This is a genomic window from Blattabacterium sp. (Cryptocercus punctulatus) str. Cpu, from assembly GCF_000236405.1.
GTDB classification, from domain to species: domain Bacteria; phylum Bacteroidota; class Bacteroidia; order Flavobacteriales; family Blattabacteriaceae; genus Blattabacterium; species Blattabacterium punctulatus.
Window position 1 is genome coordinate 566,515 of record NC_016621.1, and the last position, 22,668, is coordinate 589,182.

A 22,668-nucleotide genomic window follows, 5' to 3' on the forward strand; every position below is an offset into this window, starting at 1 on the left:
AAAATTATAGAAATGCCTTTTCTAATATTTTATTTTGAATGTTTAAAAAATCTATATAAGATCCTGTAGATGTACTAGAATTTTCCGATGGTGCTATTAAATTAAATGAAAGACTATTTCCTATTTTTCTAAAAATAAAACTCCACAATCCCATATTTTCTGGTTCTTCTTGTATCCAAAAGACTTTTTTTTTATTTTTGTATTTATTAAATAATTCTATAATTTTTTTATTTTTTAAAGGATAAATTTGTTCTATACGAATTATAGATGTTATTTCATCCTTAATAGATTCTTTTTTCTTTAGTAAATCATAATATATTTTTCCAGAACAAAAAATTAATCTTGTTACTTTATTAATATCTATAACTGAAGTATCGTCCAAAATTTCTTGAAATTTTCCTTCAGAAAGTTCATCCATTTTTGATATACATTTTGGATGACGAAGTAAACTTTTAGGAGTAAAAATTACAAGTGGTTTTCGAAAACTTAGTTTCATTTGTCTTCTCAAAAGATGATAAAAATTAGCCGGAGTAGTACAGTTAACTAAAAATAAATTATTGTTAGCACAAAGTTGTAAATAACGTTCAATACGTGCAGATGAATGTTCTGGCCCTTGGCCTTCGTATCCATGAGGAAGTAGCATTACAATTCCATTTTTAATTTTCCATTTATCCTCTCCAGAGGAGATATACTGATCTATAATAATTTGTCCTCCATTTCCAAAATCACCAAATTGAGCTTCCCATAAAGTTAAAGTATAAGGAGATAACATAGCATATCCATATTCAAAACCTAAAACTCCATATTCGGAAAGTGGAGAATTGTAAACTTGCATTTTTCCTTGTCCTATTCGAATATGATTAAGCAAAAAAATATCCTCTTCATTTTCAGTTTTTACAATGGTATGTCTTTGAGAAAAAGTACCTCTGATAACATCTTCTCCTGATAGACGAATATTAAATCCTTCATCTAAAAGTGTCCCATAGGATAGTAACTCTGCCATACTCCAATCTACTAATTTTTTTTTAATCATTTCTAATCTTTGTTGAAAGATAAATTTCGTTTTTTTAAAAAAAATTTTATCCGTAGGAAGAGTAAAAATTTTATTAGAAATATCTATAAGTCTTTCAATGGAAAATTGAGTATTTACTTTCTTAAAAATTTCATTAGTTTTAGAAGGAAAATTTTTCCATTCTTCTTCTAAAAATGAATTTAGAATATTCCATTTAATAGTTTTTGATTCATCAAATCCTATATTGAGAATTTTTTCATATTTTTTTTCCATTTTTTGGATTTCAATTGAATTAATGACTCCTTCTTTTTCTAATTTTTCTTTATATAAATTATATGAGTTTATATGTTTGGAAATAACTTTATATAAAGAAGGTTGAGTAAAACGAGGTTCATCGCCTTCATTATGTCCATATTTTCTATATCCAAGTAAATCTATGAAAATATCTTCATGATAATGCATTCTAAAATCTACCGCAAAATGAATTGCTCGAATAACAGATTCTATATCATCCGCATTAATATGTAATACTGGAGAAAGAATTACTTTTGCTATATCTGTGCAATAGTGGCTAGAACGTCCTTCTGTAATATTGGTAGTAAATCCAATTTGATTATTAATTACAATGTGAATTGTACCTCCTGTTTTATAACCTTTTAATTTAGATAATTGTATCACTTCGTATACAATTCCTTGGCCGGATAAAGAGGCATCTCCATGAATAAGAATGGGAACTATTTTTTCTGAATTACTATTTTGATTATAATCAATATCTATTTTAGAACGAGTTAGTCCCTCAACAATAGAATTTACTGATTCTAAATGAGATGGATTTGGAACAAGACTTATTTTTATATATTTACCACTGTAAGTTTTTCTAATTTTTGTAAAACCCAAATGATATTTAACATCACCGGAAAAGTATTTTTCTTTATATTCTTTTTCTTGAAATTCACTGAAAATATGAGAATATTTTTTTTTAAAAAAATTAGAAAGAATGTTTAAACGGCCTCTATGAGACATACCTACGATAAAATATTCGGTCATATATTTATTGGAAGTATAATCTATCATTTCTTCTAATGCAGGTAATATAGATTCATTTCCTTCTATAGAAAATCTTTTTTTTCCTACGAATTTAGTATGAATAAAATTTTCAAAAGTAACTGCTTCATTTAATTTTTTTAAAAAAAATTTTTTCTTTTTTTTGGAAAATTCAAATTTTTCTTTTCGAAACCAATTTTCAATCCATTCTATTTTTTTAGTATCCGATATGTACATATATTCTATCCCTATAGAATTACAATAAATACTTTTTAGATGTTGAATAATGTTTTTTAAAGTATTTTTTCCAATACCAATTAATTTCCCTGCTTCAAACGAAATATCAAGTTCTTGTTCAGATAATCCAAAATTTTTTAAATCTAAAGATGGTAAATGGTTTTTCCTTTTTTGTATAGGATTTGTTTTAGTAAATAAATGACCAATCTTTCGATAAGATTGAATCAAGTTATAAACTAAAAATTCTATATTAGATGTATTAATAACTGGAACATTTAGAGCTTTATTATTAGTAGATAGTTTATTCATTGTTTCATGAAAATCAAATCCATAAAAAAAAGCACACCAACTAGGTTCTACTGAATTAGGATTTTCTTTATATTTTTTATAAAGAAATTCGATGTTATGGATATCGTTTAGAAAAGAATATTGATTATCATTCATATGAAAATTTTTATCTAAAAAAATTTATCAAATTTAAACAAATTAAAAAAATCTCTCAAAAATAAATTTAATCCTCATTTTTTAAAAATTTTAAATATTCTTTCGTTTCTTTCAAAACTAAACTTAATCCGTCTATATTTAGACCTATTGCCATAGAAAAAAAAGATTTACCCCAATATTTTCCATGGATATAATCCGACATTTTACGGATAATTTTATGAGCATGAATATTTTTATTTTTGATAACAGAATCAGAAATAGAGATAAAAATAATAATTTTATTATTTTGTATAAAACTTATTACCATAAATAAATTCGATACTTCATTTCGTAAATCTAAAACAATTTTCTTAACAAGGTGGATTTTTAATGTTCTATTTTCATTAGAAATATCGCATATATATGTGATAAAAGGTAATTGGATAGCTTTTAATAAAAACTCTTTTTTTAAAATTTTAATTTTCTGTAAATAGTTTTTTTCAATTTTTTGTTTTAATTTTTTATTTTCTATTTTTAAACTAAGAAAACTTTTTATCGGAGATTCTGGATATTTCAGAATTTTTTTTAATGATTTATATTGAAAATGAATAGATTTTAAATATTGAATAGCTTTTTTTGAAGTTATAGCCTTTATCCTACGTATTCCATACGATATAGAAGATTCTGATAAAATTTCAAAAACTTGAATTAATCCAGTACATTTTACATGTGTTCCAAGACATAATTCAGAAGAATCTCCAAACGTTATTACACGTACTTTTTCTTTATATTTTTCATGAAATATTCCTAAACAACCTTTTTTTATTGCTTCTTTTAATGGAAAAGATCTTTTTTCTTCTAAAATAAGATTAGAAAAAATTAATTCTTGAACCAATTTTTCTATTTTATTTAATTCTTCTGTAGTTATTTTTTTATAATGTGAAAAATCAAAACGTAAATAATCTTCTCTAATAGAAGATCCTTTTTGTTGAATATGTTCCCCAAAAACTTTTTTTAATGCAAAATGTAATAAATGAGTAGCTGTGTGATTTTTTTCAATTTCTATTCTTCTATTTTTATTTACTATTGCTTGAAAAAAGGAATCAATATTTAAAGGAAGTTTTCGAACAATATGTAAAATAACATAATTTTCTTTTATTGTATTTTCAATAAAAATTTTATCTATTTTATTTTTTATAAAACCATTATCCCCTAATTGTCCACCTCCTTCAGGATAAAAAGGAGTTTTGGAAAAAACTAATTCGTAATAAAAATCTTTTCTTTTTTTTACTGATTGATTTTCTACCTTTCGATATTTTAAAATCATAATTTCAGATTTTAAAAAATCATATCCTATAAAATTTTCATTTTCGTATTTAAATTGATTATTATTAATTTTTATCCAATCACTTTTAATGAGTGTATTATTATCTTTTTTAGATTTTTCTTTTTGTTTTAATAATTCTTTTTGAAATGATTTTTCATCTATAGAAAAATCATTTTTTTTAGCCAATATTCTAGATAATTTTATGGGGAATCCATAAGTATCATACAATTGAAAAATACTTTTTCCATCAATAATTTTTTTATTTTTTTCTTTAGTTTTTATGATTAAGTGATGAAATCGTTCATATCCTTTTTCAATTACTCTAAAAAAAGAGGTCTCTTCTTCTTCAATTACATGTTTAATGTATTCTTTTCTATTTTCCAATTCAGGAAAAAATATTTTCATTTCTCTTACTAAAGATTCCACAATTTGGTAAAGAAAAGGCTTTTTTTTATATAAAAATCGGGTGGCATAAATAATGGATCTTCTTAAAATTCTTCTTATAACATAACCAGATCCAGTATTTGATGGTAATTGACCATCGTAAATAGAAACAACTAGAGCTCTTAAGTGATCTGCTATAATCCGTATAGATACATCTTGATAAAATTCTTCTTTATAAATCTTTCCTAAAGAATCTTTTATATCTCTAATGATTGGAAAAAATATATCCGTATCATAACTAGATAATTTTCCCTGTAAAACCATACATAATCTTTCTAATCCCATCCCTGCATCTACATGTTTTGTAGATAATCTATCTAAGGATCCATCTAATTTTCGAAAAAATTCTATAAAAACTAAATTCCAAATTTCTATCATCTTAGGATGTCCTTTATTAATCAGATATTTTCCTGGTAATCTATTTTTTTCTTCTTCATTACGAAAATCAATATGAATTTCAGAACAAGGACCACAAGGTCCTGTAGTACCCATCTCCCAAAAATTTTCTTTTTTTCCAAAAAAAAGGATATTATTTTTACTTGTTAATGATTTCCAATATTGATATGTTTCTTTATCCATGGATAATCCATCTTTTTCATCTCCAATAAAAATGGATATATAAATATTTTTTTTTGGAATGTTATATTTTTGGATTAATAATTCCCAAGCCCATTCTATAGTTTCTTTTCTAGAATAATCTCCAAAAGACCAATTTCCTAACATTTCAAACATAGTATGATGATAATTATCATATCCTACATTTTCTAAATCGTTATGTTTACCTGAAACTCTAAGACATCTTTGAATATTAACGATTCTTTGAAATTCCGGTTTTTTATATCCTAAAAAATAATCCTTGAAAGGATTCATGCCAGCATTAATAAAAAAAAGAGTAGGATCATCTCTTAAATAAATAGGAAAAGAAGGAATTATTTTGTGTTTTTTTTTTTGAAAAAAATCAAGGAAAATATCTCTTATATATTGATATTTCATAATTTAATTTTTTGTTCTTTTGTAATATTTAGGAGATTGTTCTATAGAATCCATAATTTTTTCCATAATTATATTTGTAGTATCGTTATTTAAATCCAATTTAATAGGTTTTTTAAAAATCATTTTTTGTAAAACTCCTTTTTTTTTAATTTTAATTCCTTTTTTATCATAGGCTTTTTGAAATCCATCTATAACAATAGGAACTACAATAGGATTAAATTTTCTTATAACATGAACAATCCCTCTACGTCCAGGAGCAAATTCTTTAGTAGTTCCTTGAGGAAAAGTAATTAACCATCCATCATTTAAAGCAATTCCCATACGAGTAATTTCAGATAGATCTACTGATCTGTTTACTTTTTTTTTACCCTCTCTCCATGTTCTTTTTACAGTAATAGCTCCTGAATAAGTAAATAATTTTGTAAGTATTCCTTTATTTATTGTTTCTTTAGCAGCTAGATAGTATAGATTAATTTTTGGATTTAAAAGGTAAATAGGATTTTTTATCGTATTTATAAATCCATTTTTTACACTACAAAAAACATGAAACATAGCAAAAACATCTGCAAAATATGTTTGATGATTAGATACAAAAAGAACTCTTTTATCAGGAAGATCTTTAATATATTCTGTACCTTTTAATTTTAATTGATTAAATCCATTATAACGATTGTAAGAAATACAACCAAAGGTGAAAATTAAAAAACGTTTTACGAAATGAAAATTTCCAAACGCATCTCTAAATAGAGTACCCTCCTTTTTTTTCAATTTTTTTTTTTTTTTATACAAAAAATATATAAAATTAGGAATATTACTTATCTATTTTTTTTCCGTTATTTTTTCATTAAAATTCTCCGAATAATATGAATAATATGATAAAAGAGAAATAAAACCTAAAATTAGTAAACTATAATAAATCCAATAAGGAATAGAAATAGGTTCTCCTCTAGCATAAGAATGTAATCCAGAAAGATAATAATTTACTCCAAAATAAGTCATAATAATAGAACTTATGGATAATATACTGGAAAAATTAAAAAAAAATAATCCTTTAATTCCTGGTATTAGACGAATATGTAATACAAAAGCATATATCATTATACTAATGAATGCCCAAGTTTCTTTTGGATCCCAACTCCAATAACGGCCCCAACTACTATTAGCCCAAATAGATCCTAAAAAAGTTCCTATAGTTAATAGAAAAAGTCCTATAGTAAGGCTCATTTCATTAATAATAGTTAATTTATTGATATGAATTTTAATTTTTTTCTTATATTTTTTGTTAGAATTATATTTTAAAAGAATATATAAAATAAGAACTAAAAATCCTAAAAAGGATCCTGTTAAAAAAAATCCATAGCTTGATGTGATAATAGCTACATGTATTATCAACCAATGAGATTTTAAAACTGGGACTAAATTAGTAATTTCTGGATCCATAGTATCACTATGTGCGGCTATAATCAATAAAATCGAGGAAATTAATGCGGTAATTCCTGGTACAAATTGATTTTTATAAAATATTAAACCTATACCTACCAAACACCAACTAATAAAAATTGAGGATTCATACCCATTACTCCAGGGAGCATGACCAGAAATATACCACCTTAAAATTAAACCTAAAGATTCAAAAATAAATAGAACGAATAAAAATGAAATGAAAATTTTATAGATCCAAAATATATATTTTCTTTCAAAAAAAATTTTTATAAAAGTACTTATAAGAATTATTATTCCAATAACGGAATAAAAAAAAGGCAAACAGTAAAAAATATTTAATTTATTATAAAAAATTTCTAAATCTATTTTTCTTTTTGAAGGTAAAATAGATTTAGAAATTTTAAATTGATACAATTGTATTTTTTTTATTTCATTATCCGAAATATTCCAATCTTGTTCATTTTGTGCATTAAATAAAGATTTAAAATAATTATTTAACATCAATAATCCAATTGGATTTAAACGATTAGTATTTGGAATTATCCAACTAGACCATGTATTATTTATATCGTTTGGAATAGGAAAAATACGTAAATATTTACCTTGAAAAATTCCATGAATAATTCCTACACGTTCACTAAGAGCAATAACTGCTTTATCATATTCATTTCTTTGAATGGGACTTTTAGAAAAAGCATTTTCATAATCTTTTTGTAAATTAAATTTTAATTTTGATGTTTTTGAATCTAAAGTATAAAGATCTATCATAGATACATAACCATCTTTATTGGCTTTTGTTTGAATTAAAAATTCAGGGCCACCTCTTTTATCCACTTTAATAAAAGGAATTTTTGTCCAAAAAATATTATTATGATGTATAGAAATAAACCATTGATTAGCATCTAAAATTCCTAAATTATTTTTTTTATGTACCTTCCGAAGAAGGTCTAATGCCATAGTATGTATTGGTTTTATTCTTCCTTTATTATCTTGTACTAATAAATGTCCAAAATTATCTCCATGTTTTTTAGAAATATGAATATTATAAGAAATTTTTTTTAAAGAATTTTTTTTGAATTTTTTAAATTCATGAATATGAGAGAAAATAAAATTGCTATTAATTAATGAAAAAAAAATAAAGAATACAGAAATTTTAGATAAATCTTTTAATTTACTTTTAAGAAAACTAAATCTAGTTCCTTTCCAAAATAAAGTCAGAAACATTCCTATACTCATCAAAAAATACCCAAAATAAGAAAAATTAGTACCTAAATAATCATTATTTACAGAAAAATGAGTACCTTTTTTATCTGGATCATATCCAGATTGGAAAAATCTATATCCTTTATAATTTAGAACATGATTCATATAAATAAAATAATTTTTCTTTTTTTCTTTATCTATTAAAGTTATATTACTAATAAAAAAAGATGGAAATTCAGAACCTGGATAATTTTCTACCTTAAACTTATTTAACCTTAAAAAAAAAGGAAGATTCAAAAATATCGATCCATATCCAATGGAAATTTGGTGATTATTAAAAAATATAGGTTCACTCATCTCCATTTTATTTTTTCCTCCTAAAAAAGTTACCAATTTATATTGATTTTGAAACGATATTTTAGCCGTAATGGCGTCTAATAAATTATCATTTTTTTTATCATCATTACAGGAATTAATATATTCTAATTTTCCTTTTACAATTCCTTCAGGAATAACCCATTGAACTATGTTTTTTTTATTTTCTATTTGATAAAAACTTTTTACTTTGAGAGGTGTAATAGTATTTTTGGATAAAAATGTAATTTTTTTATTAATCATATTTATCCTTTTTCCGAAAAAAGAAGATTTTACATAAAGTTTATTATTTTTTTCAAAAATTTGAATTCCAAAAGGAATATCCTTATTAAGAGAAAATAAAAATCCATTTATTTTTATTATTTTTCCATTTTTAAGGAAATTTTCTATTCTTCCTTGTTGATTAGTTGAAACTATTTTTATAATTTTTTCTTTCGTATTTCTTTTCGAAAGAAAAGTTTTTGCACATGGAATATATTTTATAATATTTACTTTTAATAAATTACCTTCAAAAAAAAATTTTCCTTTATATCTATGATGAAAAGAAGATAAAATATAAGGATCATTATAAACCATTGTATTGATCCCTTTATGTATTTTCAATTTTATATAATTTTTTCTAGAACTAATTTTTCTATTAATATCTCCTTCTCTTAAGGACATCATTCCTTCAAAACTATAGTACCTAGAAATAATTCCTCCAATAAAAATAAATACAAATGATATATGAAAAATTAATAAAGGAAATTTTTTTTTATTCCAAAATTTATATTTCCATATATTTCCTATTAGATTTATTATAATTAAAATCATCATGGTTTCAAACCAAGTAGATTCATAAATATATATTTTTGCTATATCTGTAGAATATTTCTTTTCTAAAAAAGTGGCTATTGCCATAGATAAGGCTAAAAATAAAAATAAAAAAGAAGTAATTTTTGTGGAAAAAAGCAATTTTTTTAACGTTCGCATACGGATATATCTATTTAATATTTTTTTTAAAAAAATTATAATATAGTTATAATGTCGGAACTTTTATTTCTCTAAAATAGATCTACATTATAATAGATTTATAAAAAATAAAAATGGATAAAAATTATATAGTTATATTCAATCCATCATGAGCTAAATAAACATTTTTAGGTAATTGAATCTGAATTTCATTGTGAAATCCAAAAAAGGGACTTATATGTGTAAAATAAGTTTTTTTAGATCCGATTTTTTGTATCATTTCCAATGATTCAGATAATGTAAAATTATATGGATTTTTTGTTTTTTTTCTTAAAATATTTACAACTAAAATATTCAACCCCATTAATTTTTTAATAGTATGAATAGGGATACTACTTGCATCTGTTATATAGGCAAAATTTTCTATCCGAAATCCTAAAATAGGAAGTGTACCATGCCATATATCTAAAGGAATTATTTTCAAATAATCTATTACAAAAAAATCCATATAATTATCCAACTCATAAATAGAAATTTTGGAAGTATTTAAATTTTGATTTTTTGAAAAAATATAGTAAAATCTTTTTTTTAAATTTTCTAATACACGATGTAATCCATAAACTGGAATTGTTTTTTTCATTTTAAAATTAATAGATCTTATTTCGTCCAATCCTCCTATATGATCATGATGTTCATGGGTAATAAAAATTGCATCCAATTTTTCATGATTAATTCTTAACATTTGATAACGAAAATCAGGGCTACAATCTATCAAAAATGATTTGTTATCCTTTTCAATAAGAATAGAACTTCGAAGTCTTTTATCTTTTAAATTATTTGATAAACATACTGGATGCTTAGATCCAATGATAGGGATCCCCTGTGATGTACCAGTTCCTAAAAAAGTAATTTTCATATATTTTTACTATTGAAAATGCTGATTAATTATATTTTTTTTCATTTCATTTCTAATATTTTTTTTTTCTTTTAAAAATTCTTTTACAGAATCTCTTCCTTGACCTAATTTTATATCTCCATAATGAAACCAAGATCCATTTTTCTTAATAATACCTAAATTAACTCCTATATCAAGAATTTCTCCTATATTTGAAATACCTTCTCCATACATAATATCAAATTCAGCAATTTTAAATGGAGGGGAAAGTTTATTTTTTACAACTTTTACTTTTGTTCTATTTCCTAAAATATTTTCTCCATTCTTAATTTGAATTCCTTTTCGAATATCCAAACGTATAGAGGAATAAAATTTTAAAGCATTCCCTCCAGTAGTTACTTCAGGATTACCATAAACTCCAATTTTTTCTCTTAATTGATTAATAAATATCAGTATACTCTTAGATTTTCCTATACTAGAAGTTAGCTTTCTCAAAGCTTGTGACATCAATCTTGCTTGTAGGCCAATTTTAGACTCTCCCATTTCTCCTTCAATTTCACTTTTCGGAGTTAAAGCAGCTACTGAATCTACAACTATCATATCAATGATCCTTGATCTTATTAAATTATCCACTATTTCAAGAGCTTGTTCTCCATTATCTGGTTGAGAAATAATTAATTCTTCGATATCTACACCAATTTTTTTAGCATAAACACAATCAAAAGCGTGTTCTGCATCGATAAATCCTGCAAATCCACCAATTTTTTGTGATTGACTAATAGCATGTAATGCTAAAGTAGTTTTTCCAGAAGATTCTGGTCCAAATATTTCTATAATACGACCTTTAGGAAATCCTTTTATACCTAATGCTATATCTAAACTAAGAGATCCAGAAGAAATAATTTCTAAATTTTCTATACGTGTATCTCCCATCCGCATTACTGTTCCTTTACCATAAATTTTATCCATTTTATCTAATACAAGTCTTAAAGATCTTTTTTTTTGTTCAAATTTTTCATTCATAATCTTGTATAAATAAAATAAAATTCGATATAAAAAATTTATCCATTTATTATTAATTATTATTTTTTATTATTTTTCTTTTAAAATAGAAATTTTACCTTTTGGTAATCTTAAAAAATATTTATCTCCATTTTCAGGAGTAATAATATCTACAAGATATTGTGGATTTAAAAACATTAAATCTTTATAAGAAATATTGAATTCGGAAGAAAAACTTTTCAAAGAAATTTTTTCTTTTATTGGAATTAATACGGTATCATTAAATCTAATACGAAAATGAGAATATAAGGGTTGTTGTATATTATGTTCTTTATAATAATTCATTATATAATTAATAGCAATAAATTTTGGAATATAATTTTTGGTTTCTTTCGGAAAAAAATTCCATAAACTCCAAAAATCTTTTTTATTATGAAGTCGGATTATTTTATCTATGGTACTTGGACCAGCATTATAGGCAGCTAAAACTAATTCCCAATTTCCAATTTTATTATATAAATATTTAAAATATCGACATGCCGCTTCTGTAGATTTAAATGGATCATTTCTTTCATCATAAATATTATTAATATGTAGATTGTATATTTTTCCAGTTTTAGGCATAAATTGCCAAATTCCTTGAGCTCCAGATTTAGATGTAATGGTAGGGTTTAGATTAGATTCTATAATGGCAATATATTTTAATTCTTTTGGTATACGATATTTTTCTAATTTTTCCTCAAACATAGGAAAATAAAAATTAGATAAGGAAATAATTTTTCCTATATATTTTCCCATACGAAGATAACTTTCTACAGATGCATGTATTATTGTATTATATTTAAGTATTTTTATTTGAGATTTTTGATTTAGATTATTGATTCTAGATCTTAATTCATTTGCATCTATATTAGTAATAATAAGAGTTTTTTTTATTATTTTGTGAGTAATTTTTTTTTTCCAAAAAAATATTTTTTTTGGATTCCAAATATTTTTTTTCCATAAATTATCTATATATATATGATTTATATCAAATTTTTGAATAGGTATACTTTTATTATAATTTATTTTACTTTTCTGTTCAATAAATGATTTTGATACTGATTGTATAATCAGACTTTTTAAGATGAGCATAAAAAACATAATATTTCTTATCTTTTTCATTCATTAATTATTAATTAAAAAAAAGTGTTAATAAAAAAAATAGAAAATGAAAAAATTTCTATTTTTCTTCTGTAGGATTTTCGTTTTCAGAAGCTTTTTTGAACTCTTTTAACCCGGTCCCTAATCCTCTCATTAATTCTGGTATCTTTTTACCACCGAAAAGTAAAAGTGCAAGAATTACAATAACCACAATTTCCGTGGTTCCAAATGTTCCAAGTAATATAAAAAAAATAAAAAATAAATCCATTGAATGGAAATTTTACTCAAATATAAAAAAAATTATGAAATTTTTATTTTTTATTATGTTAATTATATTTTAGTTATTTATTTTTTTTTATATAAATAAAAAACTAAAAATTTAAAATAGAATGATCTCCTAAATTTACTTTTTTTGGCATTTCTATATAAGATGTATAACTACCAATTATAGAATTGTAAATATTTACATTTTGTATTATTGTATAATCTTGTATTAAAGATTTTTTTATATTACTGTTCTTTATTTTTGTGAATTTTCCTATTGAAACATAAGGTCCAATAATACTATTTTCAATTATTGTATTCTCTCCTATAAAACAAGGTCTTATAATGAAACTATTTTTTATAATTGTTTTTTCATGAATTAATTCTGATTTTTTAGATTCAATAGATAATATTTTTGAATTAGAGGATATAGTTCTTTTTTTATTTCCAAAATCCATCCATACCTGAACTTGTTTACTAGTAAATCTAATTCCTTTTTTTCTCATATTTTCTAATGCAGAAGTCAATTGATATTCTTGCTTATTTTTAATATTATGATCTAGTATATATTGTAATTCTTTTTTCAAGAAAGAACTATTTTTAAAATAATAAAAACCAATAATAGCCAAATTAGATACGTTATTTTTTGGTTTTTCTATAAACCGAGTAATTATTCCGGATGGATCACTTTCTACAATTCCGAATAAATTTGGGTTTTTAACCTTTTTTGTCCATATAATATTTTCTATTTTTGTATTTTTTATAATTTTAAAATCATCATTGTAAAATAAAGTATCGGAAAAAGCAATAATGATAGGTCCTATTAAAGAATTTTTTGCTTTAATAAGAGCATCAGCAGTCCCTAATGGTTTTTCTTGATAGTATATCACAATTTTGTGAAATCCTATATCATTAGATATTTTTATTAATTGTTTTTCTATTTTTTTTCCTACTTTTCCTATAATAAAAACTATTTCTTTTATTGAAAGAATTTCAATAGATTTAAATAAACTTTCAAGTAATCTTTTCAAAATTGGCTTTCCTAATATTTGGATCAAAGGTTTAGGGGTGATTAGAGTATGGGGACGAAGACGGGATCCTTCACCTGCCATAGGAATTATGATTTTCATAAACTGAAATAAATTAATAATTTATATATCCAAAATTTTATATTCCGGTACTTCCAAAACTATTATATCCTCTTTTACTTTTATTTAAAATAAAATATTTTTTCCATTTTATTTTTATTTCTGGATAAATATTTATAATGGCAATTTTTTCGTTAGGTTGAATTAAAATCTTTTTTAAAGAAATATTTATTATAATTATTTTTAATTCTTTATAATATTGGGAATATTTTTTTTTTATTTTTTTTTTATTTAAAATATGGATTATACAAATAGTTACAGGATCAATGAATTTTTTTTTTATAAAAAAATCTTTTTTAAAATTTTTATAAAAATTGAAATAAAAACCCGTTGAAATTAACTTTCTTTCCAAAAAAAATATGGAAACGGAATCTTGAATATTTGCTTTTAAAATAGATGTTGATGGATAACTTTTTGTATACAAAATATTCCTTTTTTTTATTTTTTTATTTCAATTTAGAAAAAAAATTATTTTTTTCGAATAAAAAAACAATAATTATATATAAAAACTGTAAAAAAAAATTAATTTCTATCCTATTTTTATTATTAATTATATATAAAACTAATAAAAAAGCAAATAATAAATGAAGAATAATATTCCATATTTTTGTATTATAAAATTTAAAAAAATTTTTTTTACTCCAAAAATATAGAACTAATACCATACTTCCATAAGAAGTTATAGTCCCCCAAGCTGGTATCATAAAACTACTATTAGGAATTGATATAAATGTTATATTAAATAAAATTGTAATAAATACACCTATTAAGGATATATAAGTTCCAATAATCGGTTTATCTATAATTTTATAAAAAATGGATAGATTTGTATAGATTCCTAAAAATAAATTTCCCATCATTACTATTGGGATAATAGATATTGCCAGATGATATTTTTTATCGATTAAAAAATCTATGATAATGGTAATATTTCCACATATTAATACGTAAAATATTAAACCTAGTATAATAAATATATAAATAATCTCTTCGTAATAATATTTTGCATCAGCATCTTCGGATTTTTTAAAAAAAAAAGGTTCGATTCCCAATCGAAATGCACGAATATATAAATTCATAAAAGAAGCTATTTTGTAACAAGCGGAATAAGATCCATTTATTTCATCGGAAAGCCATCTTTTAATTAATATTTTATCAAGATTTTCATTAATAGAAAAAGCTATAGTTCCTAACATAATAGGAATTCCATAATTTAACATTTCTTTAGCTAAAATCTTATTAAACTTTTTTATACTAACTTTCCTTAAAAAAATAGGAATAATTAAAATAAAATTACTTAAAGAAGCAATCATATTTGCAAAAAATATGTATCCTATTTTATCTGTAAAAGAATTAATCCATTCAAAAATGTAAGAATAAAATTTAGGGATAAAGAAAATCATTTTTAATGATCTATAAAAAGAAAACATATATATTATAAAAATAGATTGTACTAATATATTTATAACATTTATAGTAGTATATCTTAAAGACATTTCATTAGCACGAATCCAAGCCATAGGAAGAATACAAATAGTATCAAAAAATATAATTAAAAAAAACATGAAAAAATATTCTGGATGATTTTTATATCCAGTAATAGAAATTAAGTATTTTATTGAATTTACAGAAAGTATTAAAAAAAAAGAGGTAATAAAAAATTGAATAATAACGATTGTTGAAAAAATTACTTCCTTATTATTATTCTTTTTGGATAAAAATCTAAAATAAGTATTTTCTAATCCAAAAGAAAGAAATCCTATAACTAAAAAGGATAAGGCATACATATCTGTATAAAGTGAAAACTCTTCTCTTTTTAAATATTTAGTAAAAAATTTTAGAAAAGCATAATTCATAATCTTTGGGAAAAGAAATCCTATAGAATAGATGATGGTTTGAATCAATAATTTTTTTTTATACACAAATTCAAAACTTTTTTATCAAAATTTAAGGACTTTATAAGTTCTACATTATTTTTTTTAATCTATGGATAGATGATAGTAATTATGATTAAATTTGATAAAATATTTTATTATATAAGTAAATAAAAATGAATTATCATAAAAAAAATTCCAAAGAATTTATAAAATTTGCTGTAAAAGATCAAAAAATAAATAGTTTATTTATAGATCAATATATTAAAATGATGACTCCATATATTGTTGAAGAACGAAAATTAAATATAGCACAAATGGATGTTTTTTCTCGTTTAATGATGGATCGTGTTATTTTTTTAGGAACTATAATAGAAGATCAAATAGCTAATATTGTACAGGCACAACTGTTATTTCTTCAATCGGTAGATACCTCAAAAGATATACAAATCTATATTAATTCTCCTGGAGGGAATGTTCATGCTGGATTAGGAATATATGATACAATGCAGATTGTTGAACCTGACGTAGCAACTATTTGTACAGGAGTAGCTGCTTCTATGGCCGCTGTTTTACTTTGTTCTGGAGTAAAAAATAAAAGATCTGGATTAAAACATTCTAGAATTATGATTCATCAACCTATAGGTGGGACACATGGGCAAGCTTCAGATATTGAAATTACCGTTCGTGAAATTTTAAAATTAAAAAAAGAACTTTATGAAATTATTTCTATACATTCAGGATCTCCAATTGAAAAAATTGAAAAAGATTCAGATAGAGATTATTGGATGACTTCTGAAGAGGCTAAAGAATATGGTATGATTGACGAAGTGCTAAAGGCTAAAAAAATATAATAAAAAAAATGATCACGACAGGATTCGAACCTGTGACCTACTGCTTAGAAGGCAGTTGCTCTATCCATTTGAGCTACGTGACCTATATTAATAAATCAATAATCGGGGTAGCAGGATTTGAACCTACGATCTCCTGGTCCCAAACCAGGCGCGATAACCAAACTACGCTATACCCCGTTAAAAAAAAGCGGAGAATGTGGGATTCGAACCCACGCAGTATTTTTTTACCGACAGTTTAGCAAACTGTTCCGTTAACCACTCCGGCAATTCTCCTCCAATATTTACAAATCTAAAGTAGATCTATTAAATAAACAAATTAAATTGGGTATTCAATTCTAGTAGTATGATAAATATTTATCAATTTTTTTTTAAGAACTTTCTTTATTTTTTCTATTTCTTTAAAAGTAATATTTACATTAGAAAATTGATTTTCTTTTTTTTGTTTATTAATAATATTTTCTACTATATTTTCTAAATCTTTGTTAGATGGATTTTTGATGCTTTTGGAAGCAGCTTCAACAGAATCACAAATCATAACAATAGCCATTTCTTTAGAAAATGGTTTAGGTCCAGAATATTGAAATTGTTTTTCATCTATTATCAGATTTGGATATATTTTTTTTTGTTTTTCATAAAAAAAATGAATAATACGATTTCCATGATGTGTTCGGATGAAATCCATAATGAGATCAGGTAAGTGATGTTTTTTAGCTAATTTAATTCCAATTGTAACATGTTCTAATATAATTTTAGCACTTTCTTTTGGGCTTATATTTTCATGGGGATTAAGTGTATTATTATATTGATTTTCAATAAAAAATATAGAATTTGAAATTTTTCCAATATCATGATAAATAGCTCCTATTTTTGCTAATAAAGAGTTAGCTCCAATAGAAATAGCTGCTTCTTCTGCAATATTTGCAACAGTTAAAACATGTTGTAAAGTTCCTGGTGCTTTTTTAGATAGTAATCTTAATATTGGAGTATTTATATCAGAAAATTCTAATAATGAAATATCTGAAGTAATATTTAATAATTTTTCAAAAAAAAATATTAATGGATGAACCAATAAAGTTAATATTCCACTCAAAAAAAATAGATAAAAAGTATTTAAGGAAATATTTTCTAAGGATCCTTTACGAATTAGAGTAAGTGAACAAAAAGTAATTATATAAGTAATAATTATTTTACCTACTGAAAAAAATAAATTAGTTATTTTATAAATATTTTTTTTTGTTGTTAGAATCACTAAAAAGCCTGTAATAACTTGAAGAAAAATAAATTCAGAACTATTTGGTGTAATTAAGGATAATAATAAAATTGTTATTAAATGGATAATAAGGCTTAAATTTATATTAAAAAAGGTACGAATACTGATAGGAAAAATACAAAATGGTATTAAATATAATTTTTTATAATGATATCTTATAGTTAAGATTGTTATTAAAAATATCAATAATATATGGATTATTAAAAAATTTATCTTTTTATTATTTTGAAATATTTTACTTTGAAAATAAAAAAGATATAAAAATAATATCTTTAATATTATACTTATCATTAAAAATAATCCTATAATTAAACCATAATACTTTTTTTTATTCCATATTCTAGATTCATATTTTTTATTAAAAATGAACATGTCGAATTTATATTCATCTATAATATTATTTTTATTGAAAAATTGGATTTTATTGAAATAAATTTTATTCCATTTTCTAATTGTAAAATATAAAAATAAAATATTTTTTATATTTTTTAGTATTTTAAAAATTAAATGGATAAAAGGGATCTTTATAAAAAAAAAGTTTTTTTCCCTTATTAAAATTTGGTATTTGAAAATATCTTTTTTTGGGAAAAAAAAAGGATTTAAGGATAAGATAGAATCAGTATTTATCAAAATCTTATCTGTTTTTATATAAATCAATCCTTAATAATCATTTAGATATTACCTTATTTCTAGAAGGAAAAATATTTTTTTATTTTTCAATATATTTTTTATTATTTTGATGTAATTTTTTTTCATAAAAAAAAATTCATAAATTTTTTTCCATAAAAAATCTGATGAAATTCTATAAATAATTTCATTTCCATAAAGGGGATAAATATCATGATGTCTAGTTTTATTTTTCTTATTTTTAGAATTAGAAAAAATAAAATTATTATTAGAACGAGAAAAAATACTTAATTTTAAGTGACTATTTTTAGTACGATGGAAATTAAAATCTAATTTAATTTCTTTTATTCTAAATAGACTTCTTTTTTCTTTTTTCATTTTTTTTATAAAAAATTCTATATTACTTCTTATAGAAATACGATTATTAATTGCATAATATATTGAAGAAAGGATACTACTATATTTATTTTTTTTTCTTTCGATAAAATCAAAGTTAACGTTCAATGATGGACTTATTTCTGAAATAATATTTTCTATATATTTCAAAAATAAATTATAAATAATAGAGGATAAAAAATGCTTTTTTGGAAAATTTTTTAAAAAGAATTTTCCTAAGGTTAAAATAGAAAAAAAATTGAATATTTTTTCTTCATAAGAATGTAAATTTTTTAATAATTTTTTTTTAATTTCTTCATTACTATTTGGAAATAAAATATCTAGATTTATATTTGGATTTTTTATATCTCCATAAATACTCATTTTTAATTTTGTATATATTATTATAGGATCATAAGTACTTGAAAAATTTTGAATATCTAAATAATCTATTACATTAGATACATATCTAGTATAATATGCTGTTAAATTAATATTTGAGTGATTGAAATTATTGATCCAAGTAATCATTCCACCTGATTTTATTTTAAATCTTTTTTTTAATTTTAAAATTGGAATTTTTTTTTTGTTTGAAAAATGATAAAATATGTCTTTGACAAAATATTTTCCACTGGTTTGAATATTTGTATCTATATTTTTTTTTAAAAATAAAGGACCTTGTCCTCTAAATTCTATAAAATTTTCTAAATTATTATTTAATAATATTGAAACTTTGGTATTTTTATTTATATATGTTTTTATATTTAAAGAAAATTTATTTTCTTTATTATCATTTTCGACTTTTTTTATTTCATTTTTTGGAATATCATTTTTATTAAAATTTGTCTTATTATTAGGTTTTATATATTCAATAAAATTATTTTTTTTATATTTTAATCCTTTTGGGTTTATATATAAATGAGAAGAATTTAAAATATTTCCTTTTTTCATATAAATTTTTACATCTTTATCTTTTTTTATTATTTTAAATTGTCCATTAGAAAAAATTTTTCCAAAGAAAAAAGTATTACATGTTTTGTTTGTATTTAAAACAAGCAATTTATTTGTATTTATAGATAAATTTAAATTCCATTTAAAAAAATTATTATGTAAAAAAAATCCATTTATATAACCTTTAGTATGGTATTTTGTATCTATAAAAGGAGATGAATTTAAAATAAAAGAATTATTAATAAGATAGATATAAGTTGTATTTATCATTTCATAATCTGTATTGATAGAATTTATTTTTATTCCAAATTTTTTAATTTTTATTTTTCCAAAATAATGAGGATTATCTAACGATCCTTTAATTTGAATATCCCCTACAATAATTCCTCTTGCTTCGCAATTAATTTTTTTCCAAAAAAAGGAAAAATCTTTCATATTTAAATTTTGAATATTTACATTAAAATCAATATTTGATTTTTTTTGTAAATCATTATTAATATTTCCAGATAAAAATAAAAGTTCAGAAGATGCTTTTTTTAAAATTCCATGAATTTTATAATTATTTTTATATGGGTAAGAATCAATATAAAAATCTCCAATAACTTTTTTTTTCAATGATGCATTAGCCCTAATTTCGATTATTATTTTCATACAATCAATTATAGTTGAAAATTCTTGTAAAATACAAAACCCATTTATAATCCCATCTATCATTATATTTTTTTTTGGAATTATTTTTTTTAATTCTATATTTTTTAGTATAAATTGAAATTTATTACAATTTTTTTCAATAAAATCGGAATTTATTACAATTTTTTTTTGTTCTTTTTTTTTTGAAGTTGAAGATAACATAAGATTATTAATGCTCCCCCTATAATTTATTAAGTCTATTTTTATTGTTCCAATATTTTGATTCATATGATTTACGATAAACCAATCATATCCATTTATATTTAGTTTAGAAGAAATAATAAAAAAAATAAGAGAATTATTTTCCTTACATTTTTTACATGGATCATTCATTTTTTTAAAAATTAGATTAATGGTTTGTTTTTGAACTTCTTTTTTTTGTAAATTGAAAAAAAAGTTGGAAGAAATCAATAAAGAATTTTTTCTATCTAAAATAGATAGATCGATAGATTTAAATATAAAATTTTTAAAAAAAATCTTTTCAAGGGATAGTTGGATTTTTTCTTTTAAAAAAGAATTTACCTTAATAGAAATATTTTTTATTAAAATTTCATTTAATTTAATTTTTTTGGTAAAAAAATGAATTTTTATTTTCCGATTTTTTAATAATCCTGATAATTGAATATTATCAGATAATATTTTCATTATTTTTTGTTGATTAAAAAATTGGTAAAAAGATTTTTTAATTAATAAATTAAAATGAGCATATTGTTTTACTAAATAATTATTTTTTATTTTTTTTTTTGTAATTAAATAATATATCTCATTTTTGAATGATTTAAATAAATTATTCCATCCAAAATTTCCATAAATATGACCGATAATTATATCGGATATATTTATAGAAATTTTTTTTAATGATTTATTTTCAAATGAAAATACTTTTATAAAAAATCTATTTTCATTTTTATATTTAGCTATTTTTATAGAAAGTTGTTGAAAATATGAATTTTTTTTTCTATTTAAGTTTATTTCTGATTCAGAATTAGGTGGGAAAAAAGGAGGAAATAAGTTGTAAAAATTATTATTAGCCTTTTTTTTAAAAAAAAAATTATTATAAATTCCTTTAAATTTAAAAATCCATAAACCGGATGGAACCCTACTAAAAAATGGTATTTTTTTTGATAATTTTAATATATTATTTTTTTCTGTTAAAATTTCACCTGTGTACTGTAGATTGTTATCTTTACCACGAATAAAAGTATTACATATATTTGCTCTAATATTATTATATTGAATATTTCCATTTAGGTTAATAAATCTTTTTTTTATAATCAAGTTTCCTCTATAAATAAAATTTTTATAATAATTTTTTATCAAATTAAATTTTAAATCAAAATTTGATAAAGTTAATTTTTGTATTTCATGAGATGAAATTTGAAGAATAGTTTTTAAAAATTGAATTTCTTTCCATTTATTTTTAAAATAGAAAATATTAATTTTATCTGAAAAAATCTGATTTCCATAAACATTTTTTATCAAAATTTTAGAAAAAGTAAGTTTTTTATTTAATTTTCCATTTATAATACCTTGAATAAAAAATATAGAATTGGAAGACCATTTTTTAGTATAAAAACATAGACTCATTAAATCTATTCCTATTTTAGACCCTTCAAAAATTTTACCTTGTATATTCTTATTTTTTTCGTAAAAAAAAGATTTTTCGGATCCATTATTATAGAATATAAATTTTCCTTTTAGTAAACTATTATTTGTTTTTATAAAAAAATGCTTAATTTTTAATTTTAAGGGATCATATGTAAAACAACAAAAAAAATTTTTAATTATATAACTTTTTTTAAAATTTATATTTTCGTATGTTAAATAAGCATTTTTTACTTTTAAATTAGAGCAAGTAATAATTCCAATAGAATTTTTACTCAAATTTTTTTTTATTACAAATTCTTTTAATAGATAAAATAAATTGTTTTCTTTTTCATTCAAAATCATTGTATAATAAATATCTTTGGATTATCAATAATTAAATTTCCTATATTTAAATATTTTGAATTAATTAAAATATATTGAAATAAATTTTCAATAGAAATTTTACATTTAGAAAAATGAACAAAAGAAAATTTATGATGATCTATGATATTTACATCATGAAAAGAAAATTCTTT

Annotated in this window: 14 protein-coding genes and 3 tRNA genes; 1 reads left to right on the forward strand and 16 read right to left on the reverse strand. The window is 21.8% G+C overall.

Annotation, left to right across the window (positions count from 1 at the left end):
• Nucleotides 1-4: 4 nt before the first annotated feature.
• The 11 genes from BLBCPU_RS02755 to BLBCPU_RS02805 form a co-directional block, all read right to left on the reverse strand.
• Nucleotides 5-2,737, reverse strand: a complete 2,733-nt coding sequence (locus BLBCPU_RS02755; RefSeq protein ID WP_014246480.1) for a 2-oxoglutarate dehydrogenase E1 component — start codon at nucleotides 2,735-2,737, stop codon at nucleotides 5-7.
• Between the two features lie 67 nt (nucleotides 2,738-2,804).
• Nucleotides 2,805-5,480: an alanine--tRNA ligase gene (gene alaS / locus BLBCPU_RS02760; RefSeq protein WP_014246481.1), complete on the reverse strand. Its 2,676-nt coding sequence runs from the start codon at nucleotides 5,478-5,480 to the stop codon at nucleotides 2,805-2,807.
• A gap of 3 nt (nucleotides 5,481-5,483) precedes the next feature.
• On the reverse strand, nucleotides 5,484-6,248 hold the full coding sequence (locus tag BLBCPU_RS02765) for a 1-acyl-sn-glycerol-3-phosphate acyltransferase (protein WP_041178647.1): 765 nt from the start codon (nucleotides 6,246-6,248) through the stop codon (nucleotides 5,484-5,486).
• Between the two features lie 51 nt (nucleotides 6,249-6,299).
• On the reverse strand, nucleotides 6,300-9,473 hold the full coding sequence (ccsA, locus tag BLBCPU_RS02770; protein ID WP_014246483.1) for a cytochrome c biogenesis protein: 3,174 nt from the start codon (nucleotides 9,471-9,473) through the stop codon (nucleotides 6,300-6,302).
• A 124-nt stretch (nucleotides 9,474-9,597) separates the two neighbouring features.
• On the reverse strand, nucleotides 9,598-10,368 hold the full coding sequence (locus tag BLBCPU_RS02775; RefSeq protein WP_014246484.1) for an MBL fold metallo-hydrolase: 771 nt from the start codon (nucleotides 10,366-10,368) through the stop codon (nucleotides 9,598-9,600).
• Between the two features lie 9 nt (nucleotides 10,369-10,377).
• Nucleotides 10,378-11,370, reverse strand: a complete 993-nt coding sequence (gene recA / locus BLBCPU_RS02780; protein ID WP_014246485.1) for a recombinase RecA — start codon at nucleotides 11,368-11,370, stop codon at nucleotides 10,378-10,380.
• A 69-nt stretch (nucleotides 11,371-11,439) separates the two neighbouring features.
• Complete coding sequence (locus BLBCPU_RS02785) at nucleotides 11,440-12,513, reverse strand: lytic transglycosylase domain-containing protein (protein ID WP_014246486.1); 1,074 nt, start codon at nucleotides 12,511-12,513, stop codon at nucleotides 11,440-11,442.
• A gap of 58 nt (nucleotides 12,514-12,571) precedes the next feature.
• A complete protein-coding gene (locus BLBCPU_RS02790) occupies nucleotides 12,572-12,760 on the reverse strand; it encodes a twin-arginine translocase TatA/TatE family subunit (RefSeq protein ID WP_014246487.1) in 189 nt (62 codons plus the stop codon).
• A gap of 103 nt (nucleotides 12,761-12,863) precedes the next feature.
• Nucleotides 12,864-13,886 carry a sugar phosphate nucleotidyltransferase gene (locus tag BLBCPU_RS02795; protein ID WP_014246488.1) on the reverse strand — a complete coding sequence of 341 codons (1,023 nt, stop codon included), beginning with the start codon at nucleotides 13,884-13,886 and terminating at the stop codon, nucleotides 12,864-12,866.
• A gap of 37 nt (nucleotides 13,887-13,923) precedes the next feature.
• Nucleotides 13,924-14,328: a deoxyuridine 5'-triphosphate nucleotidohydrolase gene (locus BLBCPU_RS02800; RefSeq protein WP_014246489.1), complete on the reverse strand. Its 405-nt coding sequence runs from the start codon at nucleotides 14,326-14,328 to the stop codon at nucleotides 13,924-13,926.
• Nucleotides 14,329-14,350: 22 nt separating this feature from the next.
• Nucleotides 14,351-15,826: a lipopolysaccharide biosynthesis protein gene (locus tag BLBCPU_RS02805; RefSeq protein ID WP_014246490.1), complete on the reverse strand. Its 1,476-nt coding sequence runs from the start codon at nucleotides 15,824-15,826 to the stop codon at nucleotides 14,351-14,353.
• A gap of 128 nt (nucleotides 15,827-15,954) precedes the next feature.
• Here BLBCPU_RS02805 and BLBCPU_RS02810 point away from each other — a divergent pair, with 128 nt between their 5' ends.
• Nucleotides 15,955-16,632 (forward strand): ATP-dependent Clp protease proteolytic subunit, encoded by a 678-nt coding sequence (locus tag BLBCPU_RS02810; protein WP_014246491.1) that lies wholly within the window; start codon nucleotides 15,955-15,957, stop codon nucleotides 16,630-16,632.
• A gap of 9 nt (nucleotides 16,633-16,641) precedes the next feature.
• Here the strand turns inward: BLBCPU_RS02810 and BLBCPU_RS02815 are convergent.
• The 5 genes from BLBCPU_RS02815 to BLBCPU_RS02835 all read right to left on the reverse strand — a co-directional run bounded on the left by BLBCPU_RS02815 (nucleotide 16,642) and on the right by BLBCPU_RS02835 (nucleotide 22,429).
• Nucleotides 16,642-16,715 (reverse strand) — tRNA-Arg (locus tag BLBCPU_RS02815).
• Between the two features lie 19 nt (nucleotides 16,716-16,734).
• Nucleotides 16,735-16,809: transfer RNA gene (locus tag BLBCPU_RS02820), tRNA-Pro, on the reverse strand.
• Between the two features lie 11 nt (nucleotides 16,810-16,820).
• Nucleotides 16,821-16,905 (reverse strand) — tRNA-Ser (locus BLBCPU_RS02825).
• Between the two features lie 43 nt (nucleotides 16,906-16,948).
• A complete protein-coding gene (locus tag BLBCPU_RS02830) occupies nucleotides 16,949-18,274 on the reverse strand; it encodes an HDIG domain-containing metalloprotein (protein ID WP_254044399.1) in 1,326 nt (441 codons plus the stop codon).
• Between the two features lie 306 nt (nucleotides 18,275-18,580).
• Nucleotides 18,581-22,429 carry a translocation/assembly module TamB domain-containing protein gene (locus BLBCPU_RS02835; RefSeq protein ID WP_167532487.1) on the reverse strand — a complete coding sequence of 1,283 codons (3,849 nt, stop codon included), beginning with the start codon at nucleotides 22,427-22,429 and terminating at the stop codon, nucleotides 18,581-18,583.
• Nucleotides 22,430-22,668: the final 239 nt, after the last annotated feature.

What these genes read in the sequence shown, in the direction of transcription:
- BLBCPU_RS02790 (WP_014246487.1), bottom strand. Translation starts at nt 12,760, where the DNA reads ATGGATTTATTTTTTATTTTTTTTATATTACTTGGAACATTTGGAACC.
- BLBCPU_RS02755 (WP_014246480.1), bottom strand. Translation starts at nt 2,737, where the DNA reads ATGAATGATAATCAATATTCTTTTCTAAACGATATCCATAACATCGAA.
- alaS (WP_014246481.1), bottom strand. Translation starts at nt 5,480, where the DNA reads ATGAAATATCAATATATAAGAGATATTTTCCTTGATTTTTTTCAAAAA.
- BLBCPU_RS02775 (WP_014246484.1), bottom strand. Translation starts at nt 10,368, where the DNA reads ATGAAAATTACTTTTTTAGGAACTGGTACATCACAGGGGATCCCTATC.
- BLBCPU_RS02830 (WP_254044399.1), bottom strand. Translation starts at nt 18,274, where the DNA reads ATGTTCATTTTTAATAAAAAATATGAATCTAGAATATGGAATAAAAAA.
- BLBCPU_RS02785 (WP_014246486.1), bottom strand. Translation starts at nt 12,513, where the DNA reads ATGAAAAAGATAAGAAATATTATGTTTTTTATGCTCATCTTAAAAAGT.
- BLBCPU_RS02810 (WP_014246491.1), top strand. Translation starts at nt 15,955, where the DNA reads ATGAATTATCATAAAAAAAATTCCAAAGAATTTATAAAATTTGCTGTA.
- recA (WP_014246485.1), bottom strand. Translation starts at nt 11,370, where the DNA reads ATGAATGAAAAATTTGAACAAAAAAAAAGATCTTTAAGACTTGTATTA.
- BLBCPU_RS02795 (WP_014246488.1), bottom strand. Translation starts at nt 13,886, where the DNA reads ATGAAAATCATAATTCCTATGGCAGGTGAAGGATCCCGTCTTCGTCCC.
- ccsA (WP_014246483.1), bottom strand. Translation starts at nt 9,473, where the DNA reads ATGCGAACGTTAAAAAAATTGCTTTTTTCCACAAAAATTACTTCTTTT.